Source organism: Paenibacillus sp. FSL R5-0470, from assembly GCF_037975205.1.
Classification (GTDB): domain Bacteria; phylum Bacillota; class Bacilli; order Paenibacillales; family Paenibacillaceae; genus Paenibacillus_AQ.
This window is the reverse complement of record NZ_CP150238.1, coordinates 2,559,092-2,573,597: the sequence shown is the minus strand read 5'-3', so window position 1 is coordinate 2,573,597 and position 14,506 is coordinate 2,559,092. Positions and strand designations below refer to the sequence as shown.

Sequence of the window (14,506 nt, the reverse complement as noted above, 5' to 3'; positions counted from 1 at the left end):
CTCTATCCTGCGTCTGACTTGAAATTTATGCTTGATATAATATTAATCATCACGATATAAAACGGATAAATAATCATGGCCCCTATTATGATTAACCCCGTTACCGGAACTGGTTTATCCGCAGCTTCTGTAATCGGGAACCATGCTGCGAATAAATTAATAAACAGAACCAAATAGGGAAACCACAGGATCGTAGTGAAATATATGGATTTTTTACCGCTCAAATATTTTCTTGTCATCCAAACAAACCCCATAGAAAAAAATATAAACATCACAAATATGAAAATAAGCTGCAAGTTATTCACTTTATCCAGCTCCAAGCCAGAAATTCTACTAATACGATAAATATTTACTAGTAGCTCTATTACGACAAACAACATAAAGGCATAAAGTACGCTTAACGAATTCAGCTTAATAAAATACTTCATTTGCTCAGAACTTCGGGGTTCCACATTCGTTCCACACTAGTAAGCTCTAATTCATCAAATTCCAGCCTATAAATATCTGGTTTCGAAGTCTGTTCAAAGAACTCATAACCATACTCTTTATTGAAGTAATTCAGGATAATGGTCATGATATTCCCGTGGGTACCTAGTGCTATTTTGCCGCCTTTATTTTGCTGGATCAATTGCTTCATGATGGGGATTGCACGCTCTTGTGCTTCCTGAGTACTCTCTCCATTTGGCATTTTATATTGTAAGTCTGTGAACGATGCCCGGATACCTTGAAGAAATTCTTGTTCACTGATCTCGATTTCAACGCTTGCGATGGCTCTTTCTCTAAGTTCCTCATACAGCTCAATTTCTTGATCCGATGCATCAGCCAAATACTTAATCGTATCTATGGCTCGTCTATAAGGACTAGAAACAAAATGTGTGATCTCTTCCTCCGCCAACAGTTCTTTAATTCTATATGCGTCCTCATGCCCTTTATCAGATAATCCTCGTTCTCTCTCATCCCCAAGCACAAAAGGTGATACTGCGTGCCTAATCATATAAATAAAAGTCTTCATGAGTTACTCCTCTCCAGCTCATTCAAATATCGTTTTTGCCACTTCGCGGTCTTTCTTGAAAATCTCCACTGGATAGGGAATGGCCATCTCGGGCAGCTCACTCTCTTTAAAGAACTTAAATTCTTCGACTTCCCCATCCATTGCTCTCAGCGTTCCACGGATGATAGAACACTCAAAAACGATGACTGTATATTCCACCTGGTCTCCATTGTTATATTCGTATCTATATTTCCCTCCACCAAAAACCCCAAGAATGGAAGTAGGATGCACCATTAATCCAGTCTCTTCATATACTTCTCTGCGCAAAGTTCTTCCCGGCCGTTCCCCTGGCTCGATAGCGCCTGCTGGCAATCCCCACAAGGACTCTTCAGGTTTTCGAATAAATAGAATTTCATCTTCTTTATTTCTTATTACTGCAGCTACGGAAGGCATCATTAATAACTCTGAACCCACTTTTCCTCGGATCTCCTGATAATACTCTGACATCGGCACGCTATTCAACCATCCTCTCACACCGTTTTGTAGAACATCATTCTATTTTCCTCCGGCTTCCCATAAACCCACATTCTGTATATATTAGACATCTCTGTGATGGAATCCTTTAGATTCGGCAATATGCTTAGCGTGGAACAAAAAAAGCTTCCGAACGGCTCAATACTTTCTGAGGTCCGGAAGCAGTTACAATGAGGTGAGACTTTGAACTTAATGTTTCCCTTTGTAGCCGGCAAGCTGTACGATCATGATGACAAGAACAAGCAATGAAATGAGCTGATCAATACTCATCTGCGTCCGCCTCCAATCCCAAATGAAGGATGGCTCTTCGGACGGCATTTCCTCTCCCAAGGACACTGCTTCGTTCCCCTTATACACACTATGTAACGTGAGTTCGATTTATTACTTTAAGAATGACTTACCCCTCCATACGAGCAAGTTCTTTCTCCACTTCATCTAGTTGATCTTCGCCGAACACTTTAAAGCCATTTTGCCGTAATAACTCCGTAGTTGTACCTTCTCCTGACATCTTCGTATCCCTAAAAGTACCATCATAAATATAAAGACTACCACAAGAAGGACTATCCTGTTTTAATATTGCTAATGTAACTTGATGTTCTGTAGCCAGCTTCAGCGTTGCTTGAGCACCTTTCATAAAAGGTTCCGTAACATCCACACCTGCACCTGTTACTACCCGCTCACCTTGCCGCTGGGCATCTGGACGAGGCGTTGATAACCCTCCGACTACCTCAGGACAAATGTGGACAAAACGCCCTTCCTCATACCACTTCAAGAAACGAGCATCTAGACACGGCACATCACCATTATCATAACGCACTTTATGTCCTAACAGACATGCGCTTACTAGAATCTTCCCTGTCATCGTAATCTCCACCAGTCCGTCTAGTATTTAATATATGGCTATATTATTTACGACACAAAACTGATATGCAAGATCGAAATGCTTGTCACTGAAATGTTTGTGCTTCATATACAAAAGAATGCTTATTATGTCCATATAGGCATCATTAATCTTGATATTGGGGGGTCTTCTCACTTCTATACCGACTCCAGCAAGTCCACAATAAATCAGCCATAAGATAGAGTCCCACGAAAGGAAATATAATTCCCCAAACATTATGGACTAGTGAATACAAACGCTCCATAAACGGCTGAATCCCATATACACAAGCTACTGATAGCGCCCACCAATATAGGGAGAATCGAAGGCAAATATGCCCTTGCAGTTGATAAGACATCCCTGAGTAATCCCACCATTGCTTTTGAAAGACAGTCTTCAGCAGCCAACCACTTACATATTCAACAGCTGAAGGAACGACTAACGCAAGCAGGAGGAAAATTGGGAAAGGCAGGGTTAAGTCTCTGGCAATCAATAGAAGCAGTGGTGCAAATCCATACATTGGTTTAAAAGGGCCTTTTAGAAAGCCTTCTTTGCGAAAGCTTCCATTACTATATAAGTTATATGTACCTTCCAATACCCAGCCTAAAAAAGAGTAGATCATAAAATAAAAGAAATATTGGCCCGCCACTGCCATCGCAGAATCTCCGCTTGAAGAAAATATAGAAGTCATCATGTTATACACCACTCCTAGTTGTCATTATTTTCTTAAATATCCATCCGGCCCTATTATGCCTTAATCCTTCAGGAGATATGCGCAACAAAAAAGACATAACCCAAAGGTTATGTCTTCATTACAAATTATAAAGAGTGAAGCGGATTCTCTATCCACCTACGCTTATGGTTTTAGCCGTTCTTCATGATTCTGAGCCGATATTAGCGACTGATTCTCGTCTTGTTTCTTTAACGTATCGGTTGAAAGTTCACTTCGTACGCCAAAGTTTGAACCATACTTTTTCTCAAAGTTGCCTACAAGAGCCTCACCACGTTTTTGCCGATATCGGCTGTTCTCATTCCGACTACGCATTTCATTTCCTCCCTGCTATAAGAATGGCTGAGATCTGTGAAATTTGCGAAAAGCTACTAAGAATTTGGAGAAAACTCTCTGATGAGGTTGTACCTGAATTCATTATACAATAATTGCTAAAATCATCTCAAGAAAAACAGACTGCCCAATGAAGGACAGCCTGTCTTCCGAATCATTTAGTCCAAATCGTTAGGAAGCGGATCAGGATGCGAGGACTCTGCAGGCTTGGCTACCCAATCGTCTGCTTCTGGCTCGATGTCCACACCATTCTCCATCTTCTTAATTTCAGCTAATGAATCGCCGTCTTTATTTTCCTTGTTGCGGATTTCCGCTTCATCTTGAGAATAATCTGACATGTGAAATCCTCCTCAGGTACTTTGCTTTATTTGTTCCTTAGTTATAGTTACCCGATGGAGTGTTTTGCAAACATAGTTACGATGAATGAATTTAAGGGTACATGATCCAAGCTACCACCGGACCGATACATGAACCGACAATAGCACAAACGGTCATCGCTACGGAGCTCATTGAAACTGACTGTTCACCGTATTCCAGTGCCTTTGCAGTTCCAAGTGCATGAGAACCCGTTCCTAACCCGATCCCAATCCCAACTTCGCTTCGAATCTTAAACAGTTTAATAATGAGAGGACCGCCAATCGCACCTGTAAATCCGGCAATCATTACAAATACGGAGGTTAGCGAGGAGTCCCCACCTAAACCATTTGAGATTTGTATCGCCACAGGTGTTGTGATCGATTTTGGCAAAATGGACAGAACATACAATTTAGAGAATCCTAGACCAGCCGCCAAAAGCAGACCACTAAACATCCCTAGTAACAGTCCTGCAATCGCTCCCCCCAGGATGGCTGGAAGATTCTCGACTAACACATTACGTTGTTTATACAATGGGTAGGCTAGCGCCACTACAGCAGGACCGAGTAACTGATTGATCCACTGACCGCCTATCATATATGTATCATACGGAATATGAAAAAATAGAAGTATTGCTACAACAAGGACTGTTGCTGTTAACGCGGGAATCAGTACAGGAAACCGAAAACGTCTATAAATTACGGACATCATCAAATAAATAGCAACATTAAGCAGGACAATTCCTGTCGCGATAAAAAACATTATAATTCCTTCCCCTTTTCGCTTAAGCTCTTGCTGCTCCAGCCCGCCTTGCTCTTTCCTTTCAAGGTTGAAAGCCATTGACTCGTATGTGCTGCTGCTGCAATTGTGAGGACGCTGCTAACGATAAGAATCAAGATTAAGAGCAAACCTCTTCCACTAAAAATATCCATATGCTTCACGATCCCAGCCGTCGCTGGAATAAAAAATAACGGAAGATAAGCTAATATTGTTGTTGCACCATCTTCAATCCACTTCACTGGTACAACCTTGAATAGCAATAAAACAAAGAGCAGCAGTAATCCGACGATACTCCCAGAAACGGGAAGATGCAGCTGCTTTTGCAGGAAGTCTCCAGCCAAGTAGAACAAATAAAGCAGGAACACTTGGATAATTATGCGAATGATTTTCATGATGCAGGATCCCTTCATTATTAAATTAACTCGATAAAGCTTAAAATGGGTCACCTCAATAAGAGTATCAGAGTTTTCATGAAAATTTCAATTACTTTTCGAATCTTGTAAGAATTAAACAAAAATAACCTGCATGATCTCCAAGACACTGGAGACTTTGCAGGTTTCATTATTTTCGTTATGCAGCTCAAAAATGAAATTCCAGCTTAGTTAAACCCACTGAACGACTTGCTCTGCGCTTTGTCTTGTTTTTCCACGTGGTTCATTCAAACGATACCCAAAGGCTACCATGCAGGAGATTCCAAAATGTTCGGCATCCATAATCCCCTCTTCGGTAAGAACTTGCTCTATCTTCGCTTTATCGAAACCTTCCATTGGGCAAGAATCGATTCCGATTAAAGCGGCTGATGTCATCATATTACCAAGGGCTATATAAGTCTGACGGCAGCTCCATTCGAACATTGCACGCTCATTCTCCATCAATCCAAAATCAACCTTCAAGAACTTATCGAACATATTACCTTTCCCTTCCATCACTTCTGGAGGTAGCTCCTGCACATGCTCCATGATCCCTTTAATATAATCTGAATCAGCAGCCATATCTTTAGGAAGACGTGAGAGAATCAATACAAAATGACTTGCGGTTGGCAATTGCTTTTGTGCTCCCCAGGCATGAGCACGTAATTTCTCACGTATTTCCGGACTTTGTACTACGACAAAACGCCAAGGCTCGAATCCGAATGAACTTGGTGACAGACGTCCTGTTTCCAGAATAAACTGAAAGTCTGACTCACTAATTTTTTTATGACTATCAAATTCTTTAGTTGCATGTCTGAACTGGTAAGCAGACAGGATTTCATTCTTGTTTAATGATAAAGTATCCATATTTAACACTCCTTTTATTTGCTTAGAATCAACGGCCCATTTGACTGTTTGCCGTTCTCATGCTTAATATTAGAATATATATCACTTCTTTAAAAGTACGCACATTAATGTTATGTAGTATACAAATTGATACTATGGGAGTTGAACGGCTATGCGTGATCGAAAAGGTGGATTCGGAGATTTCCCAGGGGGAAATAAGGAAGCTTGCCCTGTGGAATTTACGCTCGATGTTATAGGAGGAAAATGGAAGGGGATTCTCATCTATCACTTGATGGATGGAACGAAACGCTTTAACGAATTTCGCCGGATATGCCCAGGAATCACTCAACGCATGTTAACCTTGCAGCTTAGAGAGCTGGAAGAAGATGGAGTTGTTCACCGCGAGGTCTACCATCAGGTTCCCCCGAAAGTCGAATACTCGTTAACTGAATTTGGCAAGACACTGACCCCTATTATTAAACTCATGAAAGACTGGGGCGAGGTTTACAAAACAAAACAGCTTTCCGCAGAAAGCTGTCCAGAAGGTATGGATATTACGGTGTAGCTCAAAGCTGCACCTTTTATTTTTCAAAAAATGCTTCGGCCTTTTCCTTATGTTCGTTGGTTACCTGACCAGATATCGCTTTAATGCCTGCTGCAATGATCGCTGCATCATCTGTAAATCCAAGGCCGAGAATCGCATCGGGTATCGCATCAATCGGGGAGATGAAATAAGCCAACGCTCCGAAGGCAATTCCTTTTGCCCATAAAGGGGTCTTTGCATCGACTGCGCAATAATACATCGCAATAGCATCTTTAGTAAATGGGATCTTTCCTGCGAACTTTTTAGTTTTAGTCCAAAAATTCCGCGTCACCATCTCCTCGTTCTCTTTACTGTATGGAAACTTCTCTGCTGTGAGTTCCGCAGTGATCTTATCATCATCTTTCTTCATTAGATTTTCCCTCCGCAAGGTTCATATGAAGTACATACAGTCAGTATACCCTCAGCTATTATTTATATCTTTAAGATAAACTATAGCTCGTTCTATGAAACTTACACAATATCATTTAATTTCTTTGATCTTATTCAAATCACTGCTGCATAACGCTTCAAGATTCTTAAAGATTCGCTCGGCATCCCAATCCCACCACTTAAGCGCTTCTAGATGTTCGATCAATTCATCATCAAAACGTTGTCTGATTACTTTACATGGATTTCCTCCAGCGACACTATAAGCCGGGATATCTTTGACAACTGTTGAATTGGCCGCGATGACAGCTCCATTACCAATATGTACACCCGGCATAACCGTAACATTCTGCCCAATCCACACATCGTTGCCAATCACCGTATCTCCTTTTAAGGGTAAATCTGATAGTTCTGGAACCGCATGCTCCCAGCCATTAGACATGATATTAAAAGGGTAGGTCGTAACAGAATTCATTCGATGGTTCGCACCATTCATGACAAATTCAATACCTTTGGCAATCGCGCAGAATTTCCCAATAATAAGCTTGTCACCAATAAAATCATAATGATGAGTCACATGCTCCTCAAACTTTTCGGCACCGTCTATATCATCATAATACGTATAATCGCCAATCGTAATATTTTTTCTTGTAATCACATTTTTGATATAACAGATGCTTTTGATCTGTTCATTCGGATAGAGCGAATTCGGATTCGGTCCATATTTCTCCATAATAACGCCTCTCTCTCTTTTTGATAAAACATAGCAGAGATCACATATCTTTTCAAATAAGTACGAATCATGAACATAAAAAGCGGCTACCGTGTGGTAACCGCCATAACAAGTACTTTATCGCTTTGATAAAACATCTACTTCGTATTGCTTCACATCGCTCAGCCAACTTTCTCGGACAGGCACACCATTCGTCGCACAATAATAATCCCAAATAGCTCCGAACGGATAAGATTTCAATTCCTCTACCAGTGCAAGTCTAGTAGTATAATCCCCATCCAGTTCAATTTGCTTCAATAGCTCTATCGGTTCCAGCATCGCACGTAGCAGAGCTTTGATTGTGTTACGTGTTCCGATCACCCAAGCGGCAATGTGATTAATACTTCCGTCAAAGAAATCGAGTCCAATATGAGTTCTTTCCAGGAATTGACCTCTAACTAGTTCACGAGCAATCTCCAGCAGTTCATCATCCATAGTCACCACATGATCACTATCCCAGCGTACTGGACGGCTAACATGCAGCAACAATTGATCACCAAACAGCAGCCAAGAGGATAGTTTATTCGAGATGGTCTCGGTCGGATGGAAATGCCCAGCATCGAAGCAAACCGCTTTGCCCCGACTTAGTGCATAACCCATATAAAATTCATGCGAACCTACCACATAACTTTCTGAACCAATTCCGAACAGCTTGCTTTCTACAGCATCAATGTTATATTGCTGATCAATCTCCTCGCTGAAGATCTCGTCCAGTGATTGCTGAAGTCGTACTCTCGGTGACAGACGGTCGATCGGTGTATCTTTATATCCATCTGGAACCCAGAAGTTGGTTACACAAGGCTGACCTAGTGCCTGACCGAAGGATTCTGAGATTCGGCGTGAAGCCTTGCAATGAGCAATCCAGAAATTGCGGATTTCAGGATCCGAGTGGCTTAGTGTAAAGCCATCATTAGCTTTTTCATGAGAGAAGCAAGTGGGATTGAAATCTAATCCAAGTCCCTGCTCCTTAGCCCATTCCACCCATCTTTCAAAATGCTTAGGCTCTAGCGCATCAAGATCTACAGTTTCTTCCGTATCAGCATAAATAGCATGTAAATTAACTTTATGACGTCCGGGGATAAGTGCTAGTGCTTGCTCCAAATCACGGCGCAGCTCCTCCGGATTTTTTGCTCGCCCCGGGTAACTGCCCGTGACCGCGATCCCGCCACTTAGCTCCTTTTCCTTATTCAGGAAGCCCTTTACATCGTCTCCTTGCCAGCAGTGCAATGAAATTTTGATTGCTGCAAGCTGCTCTAATACTTTATCTACGTCAATACCGTGCTGAGCGTAGAGCTTTTTCGCTTCATTATAGCTCGTCTGAATGCTCCTAAAGCTTTCTGTATTCTGCTCCATGCTTGAGCCTCCTGATATTGTCTTAGTGATTTCATTTAGGGGCATTTTTGCCCTTCTTTTGCTCGTTTTCCGCTTTTTATGCTCAATGTAGGGGATTTATCCCCTTCTTTTGCTCGTTTTCCGCTATTTCCGCTCAAAGAGGGGCATTTATACCCTTCTTTTGCTCATCCATAGCTATCTAATAGTTATCCCATATATTCTCGGTTACTTTATTAGTTACTCTTAAACGACCTGCAGTCGAGTAAACTCAGCTAATGCCGCGGTTTTTAGGGAAGAGTCCATCTCTTGTGGAAAATAGATTGTTACATCAAATGAACGATATATAATTTCTCTTGCTTCTTTAATATCTGTGACCGTACCCACACTGATCATTTGCATAACTACGTTACCTAATGCGGTGGATTCCGTTGGACCAGCGTAAATCTCCATCTCAAGTAAATCCGCCGCGATCTGACATAGTAGTGCGTTGTTCGCCCCTCCGCCTACGATGTGCAGCCGCTCCCACTTCTCGCCGGTCAATAGCTGAAGATCCTGAACATAGAAATAGTAAGAAAGAGCAAGACTGTCAAACACACATCTGGCAATCTCCCCTGGTGTCTTTGGTACCCACTGTCCGACTTCCGCACAATAGCTCTGTATCTCGCTGATCATGTTGGATGGATTCATGAATCGTTCATCATTGCAGTAGATGATGGATCTAAAAGGAATTTCTTGCGCTGCCAATTCTACCAGTTCGCCGAAGCTGTATTGACCACCATATTCCTCACGAACCTTTTGGATCAGCCACATCCCCATAATGTTCTTAAGAAAACGGAATGAGCCGAAGGCTCCCCATTCGTTTGTATAATTGCGCTCCATCGCTTCTGGACTTGTAATGGCTGAAGCTCGTTCCACCCCGATGAGTGACCAAGTACCACTACTGAGAAATCCCCATTTGTCGCTACTTGCAGGAACGCCTAGTACAGCTGATGCTGTATCATGTGTGGCAACTGCTATGAACTCACAATCTGGAAGATCACCGCGTGCCACCAAGTCATCAGTCAATCCGCCAATTCGTTCCCCAGGTTCCGTTAAGGGAGGAAACTGCTCTTTTGAAAGACCAAGCAGTGCCAGTAAATCAGTATCATAATCCCGAGTTTGCAGATTAAGCAGACCCGTCGTTGAAGCATTCGTGACTTCACTAATTCTTCGTCCCGTAAGCCGATAGTAGAGATAATCAGGGACCAACAGGATTGAATGTGCTGCTTCAAGATCTGCCTGATCATGCACAAACAGCTGGTACAACGTATTAATCGGGAGAACTTGTATCCCCGTCTTTGTGTAAACGCTTTCAGTCGATATATTGCGATGTACGCTTTGTACCGCTCCATCTGTTCGGGAATCACGATAAGAAAAAACTTCATGAATTCGTGTACCCTTCTGATCTAGAAGTACGTAATCCACGGCCCAAGTATCAATTCCGACGGTACAATGCTCAATTCCTTTTGACTTCGCCTTCTGCAAGCCTTTTACAATTTCAGCAAATAAATAATCGACGTCCCAATAAAGATTACCATTCTTCTCAGAGAACCCATTACTAAAACGGTGAATTTCTGTTAATGATAAGGTTCCTTCCGGTTCTTGCAAGGTTCCGCAAACGACTCTCCCACTAGAGGCTCCAATATCAATAGCAATATGATTCTGACCCTGTTTATGTGCCCCAGCATTCATTCTTAAACAACACTCCTTATCTCCTCATCAGCCTACCAGCAAGGCGAATACGATTCCAGGGCCATGCACACCTATCGTCAGATCATTCTCAATATCCGCTGAACGGCTAGGTCCAGAGATAAAGTGAATACCTGCGGGGAGACCCGATTGTCCCGCTTCATCAAAATCAATAAGCACCTCACCCAGACGAGTCTTCAGCCGCTCCAGCGGAACGATGGCAATTAATGCGGTTGGCAACAGGCTGACAGAGCGCCCTTTATCCGCAGAAGATAACACTGTAATAGAGCCTGTATAAGCAACTGCATAATCCGCGATCAGAATCCCAATATCGGCTTCCGCCGCCCTAGCTTTCCATGCTTCTTGCATATCCGTATTCCAGACAGATACCCGCGTATCTACAAGTTCTTCTTCTAGCCGAAGTGCCGCAAGCTCAGTTACATTTTGCCGAAGAATATAACGGGCGAGCATATCACTCGCTTTATTGACGATAAAAGCTTTAGCTTCATCCATCGTTGCCATGCGAAACACATGTCCACCTGCACTTTGAAAATTCGCAGTAAATTGATCGATGCGTTCTTCTGGACTCCACTGGAATTCTTGCCAATAATCTGGAGCACCGCGAAAAGGATGTAACGGAGCCGCAGTCGTTCTTGGCCGCTTCAGGCGACGAGCGATATCGTTCATGAATGCCTGCTGTTTCTCACGAGAATCATGGTCCATACGCTCCAGCCATTCTCTGTGCGTTTCCTCAGTCATATCCGGGCTCTCCTTTCAGTTCTTCCGCCTTCCGCTTCGCTAATAAATCTTCCATCCGTTTCTGTATCGACGGGTCCATCTCGCGACTATTTTGGTCTAACTCCTCCTGCAGCTCTTTCCAGCTCTCGCGGAAGGATTCATCCGCCAGCTTCGGAGCGATCCGGTAGTTATTCCAGCCTTTTAGCGGCCCAAGCTTTGACGGAATTCCGCCGTCTCTCACAAGTAGCTTTTGTCCGATTCTGCCTACTTTCATCACACTACTGAATCGCTGGGACTTCGCCATAATCGCACCAAAACCTTTCATGCCAAGACCTTCCGCTTTGTCTCCATAACCTCTCTCTACCTTACGTCGCCGTAAATAGATAAGCATATCATGCAGAGGGATTTTGACTGGACAAGCTTCATAACACGCACCGCATAGACTCGATGCACCTGCGATATCATCCCATTGATCTACATTTTTGTTCAGCGCCGGGGTCAACACCGCTCCGATCGGTCCGCTATAAGTTCCACCATAGGCATGACCGCCAATATGACGATAGACAGGGCAGGCATTCAGACAAGCTCCACAGCGGATACAGTTCAGCAGCTCCTGAAATTCTGGATCGCCGAGCTGCTCAGATCGACCATTATCAAGGATAATAATATGCTGCTCTTCCGGCCCGTCCCCATCATCTTTTCTACGGGGTCCTGAAATACCGGACATATACACTGTTAGCTTCTGGCCAGTTGCTGAACGAGGCAATAACGTAGCCATCACCTCAAGGTCGCTCCAAGAAGGAATAATCCGCTCCATCCCCATCAAAGTGATTTGCGTCTTCGGCAAGGTGGTGACCATGCGAGCATTGCCCTCATTCTCGAACAGCACCATGGAACCTGTCTCTGCAATCGCAAAATTGCACCCCGTCATCCCAATATCCGCTTCTAGGAATTTCTCCCGTAACTTGCGCCGTACAAATCCTGCAAGGATTGTAGTCTCAGGCAAAAGCTCCTCCCCTGCCTCCTTGGACAACAGCTCAGCAATCTGATAGCGGTTCTTATGGATGGCTGGGATAATGATATGAGACGGAGTTTCTCCGGCAAGCTGGATAATATATTCGCCAAGATCTGTTTCAATCGTCTCCACGTCAATGGATTCAAGAGCCGTATTCAAATGCAGCTCCTCAGTCACCATCGATTTTGATTTGACCACGGAAGCCGCTTGTTTTCGCTGTGCAATCTCTAAAGCAATCTTCACTGCCTCTTCACCCGTTGCCGCAAAATGAATATGCGTGCCGTTCGCTCTTGCATTGTCCGCAAATAGATTTAAGTAATAATCCAGATGAGCGATCGTATGCAGGCGAATTTGCCGCCCACGTTCGCGCCATTCTTCCCAGTGTCCATGATCGTTCGCCGCTTTCTGTTTCCCGTCACGCAGCCTTTCCGTAGTAAAGCGAACCGCCTTGCGCAAAAAGTCATTATTCAGCGCCAAGTCGGCACGCTCTTTTACCGTAGCTGGCTTCACATTAATCGATTCCGATTTAGTCTGAGCGGCATTCTGACTCATTGTCCACTCACCCCCTCATACAGTAGCTCTGCTAAATGCATGACTCGGACCGGTTTGTGGCGATAACGCAAATTCCCAGCAATATTCATGAGACAGCCCATATCCAGACCCGTTAAGACTTCTGCTTCCGACTCCAGCACATGATCTGACTTCTCGGTGACCATCGCCCCGGAGATATCAGACATCTTCACGGCAAAGGTTCCACCAAACCCACAACAGTCCTCAGCAAAAGGTAATGGCACTAGCTCCATCGCCTTCACATTCTGCATAAGTAACATAGGCTCATCACGAATCCCCAGAATCCGAGTGCCATGACAGGAAGGATGATAGGTAACTTTATGCGGAAATACTGCCCCTAGATCCGTTACGCCAAGCACCTGTACCATGAACTGGCTGAACTCATAGGATTTACGCTGCAAATTCTGCGCCTTGAACAAATTAATCGGATCATCCTGAAACAGTTTCGGGTAATGATGAAGCATCCCGGTGCAAGACCCGGAAGGAGCAATGACAAAGTCACTGTCTTCGAAAGCCTGCAAAATCGTAAGTGCAGCTTGACGTGCCTCATTCCAATAGCCACTATTGTACGCAGGCTGTCCGCAGCAGGTCTGCACTTCGGGAAAATCCAGCTGCACGCCATATCTGGCAAGCAGACGTGCCATCGCTTCTCCGACCTTTGGGTACACTGCATCACTGATGCAAGTAATAAACATCGATACCTTCATGTCTTCACCTCCTGCAACACTATTTTCTACACGGTTGTGATTGCGATGTTCAGCTCCTGTAGCTGCTTTAGCTGTTCTGTGGCAGGGCTGTAATCCGTTATAACAACATCCAATTCACTAGTCGTGGCAACATGTGTGAACGCTTGAATTCCGAATTTGCTGGAGTCACAAAGTAGGATCACCTGTTCCGCGATAGAAATCATCTTTCGCTTCACCATCGCTTGCAGCTCATTCGATTCGCTGGCACCGCGTTCGAGATGAAATCCTTTGCAGGAAAAAAACATCTTATCCACGTGATACAACTCAAGCGAACGCTCGGCTAAATGACCAACAAAGGACATCGATCTGCGGCTCAGTTGACCGCCAGTTGAGATCACATCTATTCGTTCCTTCCCACTTAACTCCGCAGCTACCCTAATAGAATTAGTCAGTACAGTTAGTGGCATATCCGGCAAATGTGAGGCCATATACCATGCAGTTGTGCTAGCATCCAGCAAAATCCGATCTCCCGGCTTTATCATCATCACTGCTTCACGAGCAATCTGCTGCTTCTCCGCTGCGTTCATAATTTCACGTTCAGCATATGGCGTCTCTGGCTGACGATCACGTAGACTGACTGCACCGCCGTGCGAGCGTAGCAGCCTCCCCGCCTTTTCCAAGCGATCAAGATCCCGGCGGATGGTCTCCTCCGTCACTTGGCATAATGTACTCAGTTCCGAGACACGAATGCTGCCACGTTCATTCACTAGTTCTACGATTCTTTCATATCTGTCTGCAATCAGCATGGCTTCCCTCCGTTATATCTATCTATATTCC

General features: G+C 43.9%; 20 protein-coding genes. 1 reads left to right on the top strand and 19 read right to left on the bottom strand.

Going from position 1 to position 14,506, the window contains the following annotated elements:
* Positions 1-2: 2 nt before the first annotated feature.
* The 11 genes from MKY99_RS11015 to MKY99_RS10965 form a co-directional block, all read right to left on the bottom strand.
* On the bottom strand, positions 3-428 hold the full coding sequence (locus MKY99_RS11015) for a hypothetical protein (protein WP_042187124.1): 426 nt from the start codon (positions 426-428) through the stop codon (positions 3-5).
* On the bottom strand, positions 425-1,012 hold the full coding sequence (locus MKY99_RS11010; protein ID WP_339270460.1) for a histidine phosphatase family protein: 588 nt from the start codon (positions 1,010-1,012) through the stop codon (positions 425-427). The genes MKY99_RS11015 and MKY99_RS11010 overlap by 4 nt, the downstream gene beginning before the upstream one ends.
* A gap of 18 nt (positions 1,013-1,030) precedes the next feature.
* On the bottom strand, positions 1,031-1,504 hold the full coding sequence (locus MKY99_RS11005; protein WP_042193681.1) for an NUDIX domain-containing protein: 474 nt from the start codon (positions 1,502-1,504) through the stop codon (positions 1,031-1,033).
* A gap of 210 nt (positions 1,505-1,714) precedes the next feature.
* Complete coding sequence (locus tag MKY99_RS11000) at positions 1,715-1,861, bottom strand: hypothetical protein (RefSeq protein WP_156113097.1); 147 nt, start codon at positions 1,859-1,861, stop codon at positions 1,715-1,717.
* Positions 1,862-1,922: 61 nt separating this feature from the next.
* Positions 1,923-2,387, bottom strand: a complete 465-nt coding sequence (locus MKY99_RS10995; RefSeq protein ID WP_042187118.1) for a DUF523 domain-containing protein — start codon at positions 2,385-2,387, stop codon at positions 1,923-1,925.
* 145 nt (positions 2,388-2,532) lie between these two features.
* The gene (locus tag MKY99_RS10990; RefSeq protein ID WP_339270458.1) at positions 2,533-3,099 is read right to left on the bottom strand and encodes a putative ABC transporter permease; all 567 of its coding nucleotides are present in this window, start codon (positions 3,097-3,099) and stop codon (positions 2,533-2,535) included.
* 162 nt (positions 3,100-3,261) lie between these two features.
* The gene (locus tag MKY99_RS10985) at positions 3,262-3,450 is read right to left on the bottom strand and encodes a hypothetical protein (RefSeq protein WP_339270456.1); all 189 of its coding nucleotides are present in this window, start codon (positions 3,448-3,450) and stop codon (positions 3,262-3,264) included.
* 176 nt (positions 3,451-3,626) lie between these two features.
* Positions 3,627-3,806 carry a hypothetical protein gene (locus MKY99_RS10980; RefSeq protein WP_042126589.1) on the bottom strand — a complete coding sequence of 60 codons (180 nt, stop codon included), beginning with the start codon at positions 3,804-3,806 and terminating at the stop codon, positions 3,627-3,629.
* Positions 3,807-3,897: 91 nt separating this feature from the next.
* Positions 3,898-4,584, bottom strand: coding sequence for an LrgB family protein (locus MKY99_RS10975; RefSeq protein WP_076283038.1), 687 nt, complete (start codon positions 4,582-4,584; stop codon positions 3,898-3,900).
* Positions 4,584-4,994: a CidA/LrgA family holin-like protein gene (locus MKY99_RS10970; RefSeq protein ID WP_076283039.1), complete on the bottom strand. Its 411-nt coding sequence runs from the start codon at positions 4,992-4,994 to the stop codon at positions 4,584-4,586. Before MKY99_RS10970 ends, MKY99_RS10975 begins: the two co-directional genes overlap by 1 nt.
* 210 nt (positions 4,995-5,204) lie before the next feature.
* Entirely contained in the window at positions 5,205-5,879 is a 675-nt protein-coding gene (locus tag MKY99_RS10965) for an NAD(P)H-dependent oxidoreductase (RefSeq protein ID WP_149644076.1), read from the bottom strand.
* Positions 5,880-6,030: 151 nt separating this feature from the next.
* On the opposite strand from MKY99_RS10965, the gene MKY99_RS10960 reads away from it, so the two are divergent.
* On the top strand, positions 6,031-6,423 hold the full coding sequence (locus tag MKY99_RS10960; RefSeq protein ID WP_042187109.1) for a helix-turn-helix domain-containing protein: 393 nt from the start codon (positions 6,031-6,033) through the stop codon (positions 6,421-6,423).
* A gap of 16 nt (positions 6,424-6,439) precedes the next feature.
* Here the strand turns inward: MKY99_RS10960 and MKY99_RS10955 are convergent, their stop codons facing one another.
* The 8 genes from MKY99_RS10955 to MKY99_RS10920 all read right to left on the bottom strand — a co-directional run bounded on the left by MKY99_RS10955 (position 6,440) and on the right by MKY99_RS10920 (position 14,475).
* Positions 6,440-6,811 carry a YkvA family protein gene (locus MKY99_RS10955; RefSeq protein WP_042187107.1) on the bottom strand — a complete coding sequence of 124 codons (372 nt, stop codon included), beginning with the start codon at positions 6,809-6,811 and terminating at the stop codon, positions 6,440-6,442.
* A 111-nt stretch (positions 6,812-6,922) separates the two neighbouring features.
* Positions 6,923-7,561: a Vat family streptogramin A O-acetyltransferase gene (locus tag MKY99_RS10950; protein WP_339270453.1), complete on the bottom strand. Its 639-nt coding sequence runs from the start codon at positions 7,559-7,561 to the stop codon at positions 6,923-6,925.
* Positions 7,562-7,678: 117 nt separating this feature from the next.
* Positions 7,679-8,953 carry an L-rhamnose isomerase gene (gene rhaA, locus MKY99_RS10945; protein ID WP_339270451.1) on the bottom strand — a complete coding sequence of 425 codons (1,275 nt, stop codon included), beginning with the start codon at positions 8,951-8,953 and terminating at the stop codon, positions 7,679-7,681.
* A 222-nt stretch (positions 8,954-9,175) separates the two neighbouring features.
* Positions 9,176-10,663, bottom strand: a complete 1,488-nt coding sequence (gene rhaB / locus MKY99_RS10940; protein ID WP_339270449.1) for a rhamnulokinase — start codon at positions 10,661-10,663, stop codon at positions 9,176-9,178.
* A 27-nt stretch (positions 10,664-10,690) separates the two neighbouring features.
* Positions 10,691-11,419 (bottom strand): LUD domain-containing protein, encoded by a 729-nt coding sequence (locus MKY99_RS10935; RefSeq protein WP_339270447.1) that lies wholly within the window; start codon positions 11,417-11,419, stop codon positions 10,691-10,693.
* Complete coding sequence (locus MKY99_RS10930; protein ID WP_149644070.1) at positions 11,412-12,965, bottom strand: LutB/LldF family L-lactate oxidation iron-sulfur protein; 1,554 nt, start codon at positions 12,963-12,965, stop codon at positions 11,412-11,414. Before MKY99_RS10930 ends, MKY99_RS10935 begins: the two co-directional genes overlap by 8 nt.
* The gene (locus MKY99_RS10925; protein WP_339270443.1) at positions 12,962-13,690 is read right to left on the bottom strand and encodes a (Fe-S)-binding protein; all 729 of its coding nucleotides are present in this window, start codon (positions 13,688-13,690) and stop codon (positions 12,962-12,964) included. Before MKY99_RS10925 ends, MKY99_RS10930 begins: the two co-directional genes overlap by 4 nt.
* Before the next feature lie 26 nt (positions 13,691-13,716).
* A complete protein-coding gene (locus tag MKY99_RS10920; protein WP_042187090.1) occupies positions 13,717-14,475 on the bottom strand; it encodes a DeoR/GlpR family DNA-binding transcription regulator in 759 nt (252 codons plus the stop codon).
* Between the last annotated feature and the right edge of the window lie 31 nt (positions 14,476-14,506).